Here is a 9,112-nt window from a genome sequence, read left to right as displayed (position 1 = left end):
GAGGAAGGTGCCCATCGGTTTTGGGGACCCGTACCGGACCTGGACGGGGGTGCCGCGGCCGGCCGCGGCGGCGACCTTCGCGCCGGTCCTCGGGCCGTGGCTGACGAGCGGGAAGCCGTTGAGGGGGCGGCCGGCGCGGAGAGCGGCGGTGGCGGCGGCGTGGTCGCCGACGCGGGTGTAGCTATCGATGGTGAGGGTGGCGACGGTCCGTTCGGGCAGGGCGGCGACGGCGGCGACTCCGCGGGCCATGTCCCCGGGTCCCGCCATGCCCATGCGGGGCTGGACGACCAGTTCTCCGGCGTCGGCGGACTGTTGGACGAAGGCGCCGAGGTCTCCGGGGGCGATCGGGGGCGGTGTCGGGGGCCGCGTCGGGGGCGGGGCGAGGACGGTCACGCCGCTGCCCTCCCTCTACACGCGCCGTCGCGGCCGGCGAGCCGGCGGAGCAGCGCCGTGGGCGGGGTCCCGTCCGGGTACACCGCGTCGTATCCGGCGTCGAGGAGTTCGGCGGTACGGGTGGAGGCGCCCTCCGGGGAGATGCCGAGGAGCCCGCCGATGACCATCGGCACGGAGCGGGTCCGGTCGTCGGCGCGCAGGGCGCGGGCGGCGCGCAGGCCGTCCTGGTGGCCGTGGCCGTTGACGGAGGAGAAGACGACGAGGTCGGGGGCGGTCATCGCGACGGTGTCGACGAGCAGCTGCTCGGGGACACAGGGGCCGAGGTTGAGCACGGAGTGCCCGTGCTCCTCCAGGAGGAGCTGGAGGTGGACCAGGTTCCAGGTGTGGGCGTCGGAGGAACCGGTGGTGAGCAGGACCCGGCGGGAGGGCTGGGGACTGCGCAGGGACTGAGGCCGTGCGGACGGTGTCATGGCGTCTCTCTCCGGAAGGGGCGGGGGACGGGCGGGCGCGGGTATGGAACGGCCGCCGGGCCTGTGTGAAGCGCCCGGCGGCCTCGGGGTGTTCGAGTGGGTCAGGCGGCGGCGCCGACGCCCGTGGTGATCTCGCCCGGCTTCGGTGTGCGGGCGGCGGCGGGGCGGGCGCGGACGGCGAGGACGGTGCAGCCCTCGGCGCTGGACATCTGGTGGCGGGTGCCGGGCTCCTCGACGACGAGGTCGCCGCGGTGGAAGCGGCGCCCGTCGCTGTGGTCGAGGGTGCCGTCGAGGACGAGCATCAGCTCGTGGCCGAGGTGCTCGTGGAAGTCGCCGTGCGCGCCGGGCGGGAAGCGCAGCAGCAGGGAGGCGGAGTCCCGGTCCTGGGCGGGGTCGGGGCCCCACAGCACGACGTACTCGACGCCGGCGCGGCCGGGTTCGGTCCAGGGCACCCAGGGCAGTTCGGTCTGGTCGAAGCCGTTGCGGAGCACATCGCGGAAGACGGTGACGTCAGGCATGGGCGGGGACCTCCGGGGCGCGCTGGGCGACGAGGGACGGGATGCCGTCGGGGCCCCAGGGCTTGGGGCCGTTGACGATGGGGGCGCCGATGAGCGAGCCGAACTCGCGCCAGGCGCCGTCGTAGTTGCGGACGTCGGGGAGCCCGAGGAGCTCGCTGAGGACGAACCAGCTGTGGGCGGAGCGCCAGCCGACCCGGCAGTACAGGACGGTGGGGGCGTCGCTGCGGACGGCCGCGTAGGCGGCGGCCAGTTCGTCCCGGCCGCGGAAGGTGCCGTCGGCGCGGACGGCGGTGTTCCACGGGATGTGTTCGGCGGAGAGCGCGTGCCCGCACCGCACGCCGAGGTCCTCGGGGACGCCGGGCGGGGTGTTGCTCTGCCCCAGGTACTCCTCCAGGGAGCGCACGTCGAGGAGTTGGTGACGGCCGATGTGGTCGAGCATGTCCTCGCGGCGGGCGCGGACGGTCTCGTCGACGGCGGGTACGGGGTAGCTGACGGGCGCGCGCTCGGGGAGGTCCCCGGTGAGGGGGCCGCCGAGCACCTCCCAGCGGGCCCGGCCGCCGTCGAGGAGCCGCAGCTCCCGGTGGCCGTACAGCCGGAACTGCCAGTATCCGGCGGCGGCCCACCAGTTGTTGTTGCCGCTGAGGAAGACCACGGTGTGATCGGGGGTGATGCCGTGCCGGCCGAGGAGCGCGGCGAAGGCCTCGGGGCCGATGAGGTCCCGGCGTACCGGGTCCTGGAGGTCGCGGGTCCAGTCGAGGCGGACGGATCCGGGGATCCGGCCCCCCGAGCCGCCGCCGTCGGTGATCTCGACGAGGACCGTGCGCTCGTCCCCGGTCGTCGGGTTGCGCAGCTGCTCCATGAGCTGCTCGCAGCTGACGAGCAGTCCGTCTCGGTTCATGGTGGCTCCGTTGAGGGTGTGGGCGGGAGGGGGGTGGGGGTCACCACCAGTACGACGGGTACTTGCCGATCGCGCCGAGCCGCGAGGCGACGAGGCCCACCAGGACGAGCAGGGCGCTGCCGACGGCCAGCAGGACGAGGAAGCGCAGCGGCGCGGGGTCCTGGAGGACGGCGAGGACGGCGGTGGCGGCGGCGGGTGCGTGGACGGCCCGCAGCAGCAGCATCAGTCCGACGCTGAGGCCGGCGGCGAGGGCGGCCACCCAGAGGGAGTGGCCGAGGACGGCGACCGCGACGAGGCCGAGGGCGCCGGAGCCGAGCTGGCCGAGGAGGACGCCCCGGGGCTGGGCCGGGGGCAGGGCAGGGGTGCTGCAGACGATCATCGCGGTGGCGGCGAGCGGGGCGATCATCAGGACGTGGCCGGTGGCCTCGCCGAGCGCCACGAGGATCAGCAGCGACACGACGGTGGCGAGGCTGCCGAGCACGGCGGGGCGGGGGCCGGGGAAGGGCGGGGCGCCGCCCGCCCATCGGCTCGGGGCGGGCGGGGCCGCCGCACCCGCGGGGGTCTGGGTCTGGTTGCTCACGGTGTACTCCTCGTGCGACGGGCGGGGGCGGATCGACGGCGGCCGGCTCAGCGGTGGGAGCCGTTGAAGTAGCGCATGGCCTTGCGGTGGACGACCTCGCCGATGCGGTGGCCCATCTCGATGCCGGGCTCGTTGTCGAAGCTCCAGTGCATGCCGCCGTACACGCGGGAGATGCCGGCCTGGTGGGCGGCCTCGCTGAAGGTGGACCAGTGCAGGACGACGTCGGTGCGCGGGGTGAGGCCGGGCTCGACGGTGGAGGCGCCCGCCTTGAAGCGGTACGAGTCGCCGAAGGAGTCCGAGCCGGTGAAGCGGCGGAGGAACTCGGAGGCGGCGCCGGAGAAGGTGCTGTGTCCGGAGACGGTGGACGGGAACGGCGGAACGGCCACGTACGCCTGCCAGTTCACGCCGTCCATGGTGACGGTGCCCTGCCCGGGGCCGCCCCAGGAGCGGATCTGCTGCCCGCGCCGGTCGTACGGGACGAGGGTGGAGGGACGCGCGAAGTTGTACTGGGCCTTGACCGCCCAGGAGCCGATGGCGGCGTCGCACTCGGCCATGTTGAGGCCGAAGAAGAGCTTGGCGTCCTCGTCGACGCCGTGCCCGTCGCGGGCGGAGACGTACCGTCCCCAGATCTGCTGCGCGCCGGGCGGGGTGACGTCGTCGTTGAGCCAGAACTCGGCTATCGCCTTGTGCTCGTCCGTCAGGTTGGCGCTGATGTCGAGGAGTTCCTCGATGGCGGCCGTCATGCGGACGGAGGGGTACGCGGGCGGGGCGGGGACCGTGAACTGGTCGGGGCGGCTCAGCGCGAAGGGCTGCATCACCGCGAACTGCGGGGTGAGGTACTTCTGCGTCTTGCCGTTCACGATCAGCGGGGTCCAGTGCGCCGGGTCCGTGACCGTGGCCGGGTCGAAGGCGCCGGCGATCTGCGGGCTGTTGCGCGGCTGGTAGCCGGTGGTGTCGGAGTACGCGGGGGTGCCGAGCTGGTTGGCGCCGTCGGCGTGCCGGTACTCGATCACGGCGCGGGCGGTGCGGAGACCGATCCACGCGGGGCTGTACGGGCGGGGGTCGGTGAGCTCGGGGTCGCCGCCGAGGCTGGTGAGCATCGAGTCGATGGCGACCTTGTACTCGGGGTACAGGTCGAGCAGGGCGAGGTGCGCCGCGTAGTTGATGGCCTCGTTCTTGTTGTCGAGGGTCCGCTCGGCGCGGGGGCGGCGCAGGGAGCCGCCGAAGCGGGTGCCGACGGCGTGGCGGTCGTAACACGCCCAGGCGTCGTAGATGGCGTTGTGGACGATCGCGAGGGCGCGGGCGTTCACGGTGGCGGGGCCGAAGCGGTTGCCGGCGGCGTGGTAGCGGCCGAGGATCGCGTCCATCGCGGCCTGGTTCCAGCGGATGACGACGCTGGGGTCGGCGACGGCGCCGGGGGCGCGGCGGCCGGTGCGGGTCTCGGCCTCGAAGCTGGTGGGAACGGCCCGGGCGGCCGTGCCGGTCAGGGCGAACGCGCCGGCCGCGGCGGCGGTCGTGGTGAGCACCCGGCGCCGGGTGAGCGGGGTGCGGGCGGGGGTGGCGGGACGGTGGGTCATCCGGGGATTCCTTCGCAGACGGCCGGGAGCGGACGGACTCGGTTCGATCGATCGCACACTCGAACAGTCCTCAGGCTGGCGAGATGTGATCGGTCCCGGCAACGGCCGATCGACTTCTTCCATCGCGGGCATGCAAGGAAGCGATGGGCGTCGCCGGGGGCCTCGGAAGCTCGTTAGCGTGGGTCCACGGCGTCCACCCCTCCGGCCGCGATTCCGGCGTGATCCGATCGGTCCGCCCGCCCCGCCCGGCCCCCGCCCGGGCCTCGAACCGCCCTGTCCGGCTCCCCCGTCCGGCCTCGAACCGCCCTGTCCGGCTCGCCCGTCCGGCCTCGATCCGCCCCGCCCGGCTCGCCCGTCCGGCCTCGATCCGCCCCGCCCGGCCCCGCGTCGACTCGTGTTGGAGATGCCCGCCCATGACCGTTTCCTCCGAACTCTCGCCTCCCGTCACGACCACCGCTCCGCCGCCGCCACCGCCGCCCCGCACCGGCGCCTTCGACCGGCTCGCGCCACGGCTCCACCGCTACGGCCTCGGCATGCTCCGGGCCGGCCTCGGCGGGGTGTTCGTGTGGTTCGGCGTGCTCAAGGTCATCGGGCTGAGCCCGGCGGCCGCGCTCGTCGTCGCCGTCCTGCCGTTCCCCGCCGGAGGCTGGTTCGTGCCCGCGCTCGGCTGGGCGGAGGTGGCCCTCGGCGTCTGGCTGGTGTCGGGCCGCGCCCGCGCCGCCGCGCTCCCGGTGCTCACCGCCCACCTCTGCGGCACCTTCGCGGTACTCGTCCTCACCCCGGCGGTCGCCTTCGCCCACGCCAACCCGCTGCTGCTCACGCTGGTGGGCGAGTTCGTCGTCAAGAACGTGGTGCTGCTCGCCGGCGCGGTCGTGGTCCTCACCCACCCGAGGCGTCCGGGAGTCGCGTTCACCGAAGCGTCCTGAACGCACACCAAGGCATACCAAAGCCCCGTACAATACCGCTCAGTCGGTTTGACGTCGGCACGGGGCTACGGGGGCCAGGGGTGACCAAACAAGAGCGGGCCACACGGACCCGTGACGCGCTGATCCGTTCGGCGGCCAGGGAGTTCGAGCGGAACGGCTACGCCCTGGCCACCCTGTCCGCGATCAGTTCGGGCGCGGGCGTGAGCCCCGGGGCGCTCCACTTCCACTTCGAGAACAAGGCGGCGATCGCCTTCGCCGTCGAGGACGAGGCCTGCGCCACCCTGCGCCGGACCGCCCGGATCGTCTACGGACGACGGTCGAACGCCCTGCAGAACCTGGCCGACACCTCGCACGCCCTGGCCAGGCTGCTCCGCGACGACGTCGTCGTCCGCGCCGGGTTCCGGCTGAGCTGCGCCGACGACTCCCGTACGGAGCTCAATCTGCGCCAGGAATGGCAGAGCTGTGTGCAGCAGCGGCTCGCGGAGGCGGCCGACGAGGGCCTGCTCGCCGCCGGCATCGGGCGTCAGCAGGACCTCGCCCGCATGATCGTGGCCGCCACGATCGGCCTGGAGGCCCTCTGCCGAGACAACGACGAGTGGCTCTCGCCCCGCTCCGTCACGAGCCTGTGGCGCACGCTGCTGCCGATGGTGGCGGACCCGGGGTCGCTCGCCGGACTCGAACCCGCGGGCAGCCCGGCCGTGCCCGGCCTCGCCCCCGCGCCCGTCGCCTGAGGGTCGGGACCGGTCAGTGCCTGTAGCCGCCCGAGACGTCCACGTGGGCCCGGTACCACGGCAGGTGGTGCGCGATCGTCGCGGCGAAGCCCGGCCCCGGCTCCCGGCCCCACTCCCGCCAGGGGCGCTCGTCCTCGAACCAGTGGTCGGTGGCGAGCATCGCGAGGTGGTGCTGTGCGAAGGGGAGGTCCGCGAGGAGCTCCCGGGCCTCGGCGATGTCCACCGCGGGCCCCCGGGTCCCGGCCCGCCCGTCGAGGAGCGTCTCGGCGGCCGCGAGCAGTTCCGCCACCGGCACCGGCTCCGGGTGGTTGACGTAGTGGGCGCCCGGCCGCGTCCCCGGGGAGAGCGCCGCGCCGAGCAGGGCCCCCGCCAGGCTGTCCACGTCGATCAGGGAATGCAGCGAGGAGCCCCCGTCGAGCGGGCCCGGCAGGGCGGCGAGCAGCCGGACGATGCCGGACATCAGCTGCCGGTCCCCCGTGCCGTACACGAGGTGGGGGCGCAGCACGGTCCCGCCCGCGTCCAGGACGTACCGCTCCCCCGCCGCCCGGGTGCGGCTGGTCGCCGAGCCCGGGGCGAGCGGCAGGGTGCCGGGCGCCGCCGCGCGGAAGGGGCCGCGGCCGTGGACGGAGGCGGTGCTCAGGGAGACGATCCGGGTCACCCCGGCGCGTACGGCCGCGTCGACCAGGGCCCGGGTCCCCTCGTCGTTGACGGCGCGGGCCAGGTCCTCGTCCGCGCCGATCGCCGAGGCGCAGTGGATCAGGACGTCGGTCCCCTCGCAGGCGCGGCGCAGCGAGTCGGGGTCGCGGAGGTCGCCGGGGACGACCTCGACACCCGGGGCCGCCGGACGGGTGAGCGGGCGGCGGGCGAGCAGCCGTACGCGCGCCGGTCCGGCCGAGGCCGCGGCGGTCGCCGCCACCCGGCCGCCGATGAATCCGGTCGCGCCGGTGATCAGTATGCGAGGCCCCATGGTTCCGTTCTGTTCTGTTCCGTTGCGGTGCTGCTCAGCCCGTCAGGCAGGTGTCGAGACCGGCTCCGGCCACCGCGAGGTCCCGGGACGGGGCGGAGAGCGCGCAGAGGAAGACGGGCTCTCCGTCCTGCAGGCCGGTGACCCGGACGGTGGCCGTCCCGGGGTCGGAGCCGGGCAGGATCTCGGTCTCGATCCAGCAGGGGATGTCGAGTTCGGCGTACCGCGAGAACGACACGTCCATGTCGGTCGGGAGGTACGCCCTGCTGCCCAGGGTCGCCGTCGCCGACTGCCGGGCGGCTTCGAGGAGCAGCATCCCGGGCACGTGGTCGTTCGGGCGCCGGAAGAGGGTGGAGTGGCCGGTGTTGACGCGCAGCTGCCACTGGCCGGGGCGGGTCCCCGGGGCCAGGACGACGTCCTCGGCGTGCTCACGGCCGACCAGCTCCGGCGCGACGGCCGGGAGCAGCGGGACGGGACGGCCGAGCGCGGCCATCCGCTCGCCCCGGATCCTGCGGTAGGCGAGGGCGGAGGTGCAGCGTGCCTGGGCGCCGCCGGTGGCGAGGTGCCGGCCGTCGCGGGTCAGCACCACGGTCGTACGGATGTTCCGCAGACTGCCGCGGCGGATGTCGAGGTCCGAGCAGATGACGTCGACGGTGATGTCGGAGCAGGGTCCTTCGAAGGCGAGCGACTCGGCGTCGGCCGTGTAGTGGAGGCCCCACATGACGAACTGATCCTCGACGGGTACCCCGAATTCGGCATGAGCGAGCAGCATGGTCGTCTGGCGTATCGTCTCGGCCACCAGTACGGGGTCGTGCCGGTCCCCTGCCACCGGAGAGAAGAAGGGATGTGCGGCGAGCCAGCGAGCGGAGACGGAAAACCGGTTCTCCGTCAGCCGGGTCCACCCGGTGGGGATGATGTCCGTGGGATCCGATCGGTGAACGAACTCCCCGGGGACGCGTGTCGGCGTCGCTCTTCGAAGGTTCTGATCCATGGATCCCCCTAGCATCCCCGCGCCCCAGGGCGGCGTGTCCGCCCGGATTAGAATACGTACAGCCCGGTTTTCTTTTCAATGCTTCACGTCACACCACGAGCACAGACAGCGATACAGCGGGAGGCGCCTTGGCGCAGCAAGCGCGCGCGATAAAGACCCGGCAGGCGATCCTGCAGTCGGCCGCGGCCGTCTTCGCCGAGCGGGGCTATGAGCGCACGACCATCGGAGAGATCCTGGTGCGGGCGGGGGTGACCAAGGGAGCCCTCTATTTCCACTTTGCTTCCAAGGAAGACCTCGCCCTCGGAGTGCTCGACGCGCAGATGCTCGACATCCCGCTGCCCCCGCAGGCGATCAAGCTCCAGGAGCTCGCGGACCAGGCGTTCCTGCTGGCCCATCGGCTGCAGCGCGACGCGCTCGTGCGGGCGAGCGTCGCCCTGGCCCTCGACAGTGGCGCCACGGGAGTCGACCGGGTCGCCCCGTTCCAGGCGTGGATCGATCAGGTCTCGGAGATCCTGATGGTCGCGAAGGCGCGCGGCGAGCTGCTCGTCCACGTCGACGTGACGGACACGGCCTCGCTGTTCTCGGGCGCCTTCTCCGGGGTCCAGGCGATGTCCCAGATCCTGTGCGACCGCAAAGACCTGATCCACCGGGTCTCGGTGCTGCTCCGGCACTTCATGCCGAGCATCTGCACGCCGGCGCTGCTGACCGGGCTCGGCCTGACGGAGGAGTACGGACGGAAGCTCGGTGCCGATTACGACGCGGAATGGCACCGCAGAGACGCGGCGAACTCCACGGAAACCGAGGGTTGAGAAAACCGACCGACCGGTTCTTCCAGCCCCTCGACACGGAATCAGAGCGCCCCGACACAGAACAGTGTCGGGGCGCTCTGGCGTATATGGCACTGAGTGTGTTTTGCTGAGGGTACTCAGTGCCACAAGCGTCTAGGGGAGCTCCATCATGGGTAAGGACTTCGACCTGTATCGGCCCTCGGAGGAGCACGACATGCTCCGGGAGTCGGTGCGTGCCCTCGCGGAGGCGAAGATCGTTCCGTTCGCGGCGGCGGT

The 9,112-nt window shown here is 73.2% G+C and carries 11 protein-coding genes and 1 pseudogene; 4 read left to right on the top strand and 8 right to left on the bottom strand.

What is annotated here, in order from left to right; genetic code table 11:
* From ACZ7HT_RS29730 to ACZ7HT_RS29705, 6 genes and pseudogenes are all read right to left on the bottom strand, one after another.
* Positions 1–393: pseudogene (locus ACZ7HT_RS29730) on the bottom strand (methylaspartate mutase); the annotation flags it as partial.
* Positions 390–863, bottom strand: a complete 474-nt coding sequence (locus ACZ7HT_RS29725) for a cobalamin B12-binding domain-containing protein (RefSeq protein WP_471171521.1) — start codon at positions 861–863, stop codon at positions 390–392. The pseudogene ACZ7HT_RS29730 and the gene ACZ7HT_RS29725, both read right to left, overlap by 4 nt.
* Positions 864–964: 101 nt before the next feature.
* Positions 965–1,381: a cupin domain-containing protein gene (locus ACZ7HT_RS29720; protein WP_471171519.1), complete on the bottom strand. Its 417-nt coding sequence runs from the start codon at positions 1,379–1,381 to the stop codon at positions 965–967.
* On the bottom strand, positions 1,374–2,279 hold the full coding sequence (locus ACZ7HT_RS29715; RefSeq protein WP_471171517.1) for a sulfurtransferase: 906 nt from the start codon (positions 2,277–2,279) through the stop codon (positions 1,374–1,376). Before ACZ7HT_RS29715 ends, ACZ7HT_RS29720 begins: the two co-directional genes overlap by 8 nt.
* 40 nt (positions 2,280–2,319) lie before the next feature.
* Positions 2,320–2,859 carry an HPP family protein gene (locus tag ACZ7HT_RS29710; RefSeq protein WP_471171515.1) on the bottom strand — a complete coding sequence of 180 codons (540 nt, stop codon included), beginning with the start codon at positions 2,857–2,859 and terminating at the stop codon, positions 2,320–2,322.
* Positions 2,860–2,906: 47 nt separating this feature from the next.
* Positions 2,907–4,436 carry a vanadium-dependent haloperoxidase gene (locus tag ACZ7HT_RS29705; protein WP_471171513.1) on the bottom strand — a complete coding sequence of 510 codons (1,530 nt, stop codon included), beginning with the start codon at positions 4,434–4,436 and terminating at the stop codon, positions 2,907–2,909.
* A 413-nt stretch (positions 4,437–4,849) separates the two neighbouring features.
* Here ACZ7HT_RS29705 and ACZ7HT_RS29700 point away from each other — a divergent pair, with 413 nt between their 5' ends.
* Positions 4,850–5,362, top strand: coding sequence for a hypothetical protein (locus tag ACZ7HT_RS29700; protein ID WP_471171511.1), 513 nt, complete (start codon positions 4,850–4,852; stop codon positions 5,360–5,362).
* An 80-nt stretch (positions 5,363–5,442) separates the two neighbouring features.
* Positions 5,443–6,093 (top strand): ScbR family autoregulator-binding transcription factor, encoded by a 651-nt coding sequence (locus ACZ7HT_RS29695; RefSeq protein ID WP_471171509.1) that lies wholly within the window; start codon positions 5,443–5,445, stop codon positions 6,091–6,093.
* A gap of 13 nt (positions 6,094–6,106) precedes the next feature.
* Here the strand turns inward: ACZ7HT_RS29695 and ACZ7HT_RS29690 are convergent, their stop codons facing one another.
* Both ACZ7HT_RS29690 and ACZ7HT_RS29685 read right to left on the bottom strand, forming a co-directional pair.
* On the bottom strand, positions 6,107–7,060 hold the full coding sequence (locus tag ACZ7HT_RS29690) for an NAD-dependent epimerase/dehydratase family protein (RefSeq protein WP_471171508.1): 954 nt from the start codon (positions 7,058–7,060) through the stop codon (positions 6,107–6,109).
* A gap of 34 nt (positions 7,061–7,094) precedes the next feature.
* The gene (locus tag ACZ7HT_RS29685) at positions 7,095–8,048 is read right to left on the bottom strand and encodes a ScbA/BarX family gamma-butyrolactone biosynthesis protein (protein ID WP_471171506.1); all 954 of its coding nucleotides are present in this window, start codon (positions 8,046–8,048) and stop codon (positions 7,095–7,097) included.
* A 128-nt stretch (positions 8,049–8,176) separates the two neighbouring features.
* Here ACZ7HT_RS29685 and ACZ7HT_RS29680 point away from each other — a divergent pair, with 128 nt between their 5' ends.
* Together ACZ7HT_RS29680 and ACZ7HT_RS29675 are read left to right on the top strand one after the other, a co-directional pair.
* Complete coding sequence (locus ACZ7HT_RS29680; RefSeq protein WP_471171504.1) at positions 8,177–8,857, top strand: ScbR family autoregulator-binding transcription factor; 681 nt, start codon at positions 8,177–8,179, stop codon at positions 8,855–8,857.
* 148 nt (positions 8,858–9,005) lie between these two features.
* A partial coding sequence (locus tag ACZ7HT_RS29675; protein WP_146250805.1) for an acyl-CoA dehydrogenase family protein occupies positions 9,006–9,112 on the top strand: 107 nt, incomplete at its 3' end.

Source organism: Streptomyces sp. NPDC037410 (genome assembly GCF_055602235.1).
This window is presented reverse-complemented; position numbering and strand designations above follow the sequence as displayed.

What these genes read in the sequence shown, in the direction of transcription:
- ACZ7HT_RS29725 (WP_471171521.1), bottom strand. Translation starts at nt 863, where the DNA reads ATGACACCGTCCGCACGGCCTCAGTCCCTGCGCAGTCCCCAGCCCTCC.
- ACZ7HT_RS29720 (WP_471171519.1), bottom strand. Translation starts at nt 1,381, where the DNA reads ATGCCTGACGTCACCGTCTTCCGCGATGTGCTCCGCAACGGCTTCGAC.
- ACZ7HT_RS29715 (WP_471171517.1), bottom strand. Translation starts at nt 2,279, where the DNA reads ATGAACCGAGACGGACTGCTCGTCAGCTGCGAGCAGCTCATGGAGCAG.
- ACZ7HT_RS29705 (WP_471171513.1), bottom strand. Translation starts at nt 4,436, where the DNA reads ATGACCCACCGTCCCGCCACCCCCGCCCGCACCCCGCTCACCCGGCGC.
- ACZ7HT_RS29700 (WP_471171511.1), top strand. Translation starts at nt 4,850, where the DNA reads ATGACCGTTTCCTCCGAACTCTCGCCTCCCGTCACGACCACCGCTCCG.
- ACZ7HT_RS29690 (WP_471171508.1), bottom strand. Translation starts at nt 7,060, where the DNA reads ATGGGGCCTCGCATACTGATCACCGGCGCGACCGGATTCATCGGCGGC.
- ACZ7HT_RS29685 (WP_471171506.1), bottom strand. Translation starts at nt 8,048, where the DNA reads ATGGATCAGAACCTTCGAAGAGCGACGCCGACACGCGTCCCCGGGGAG.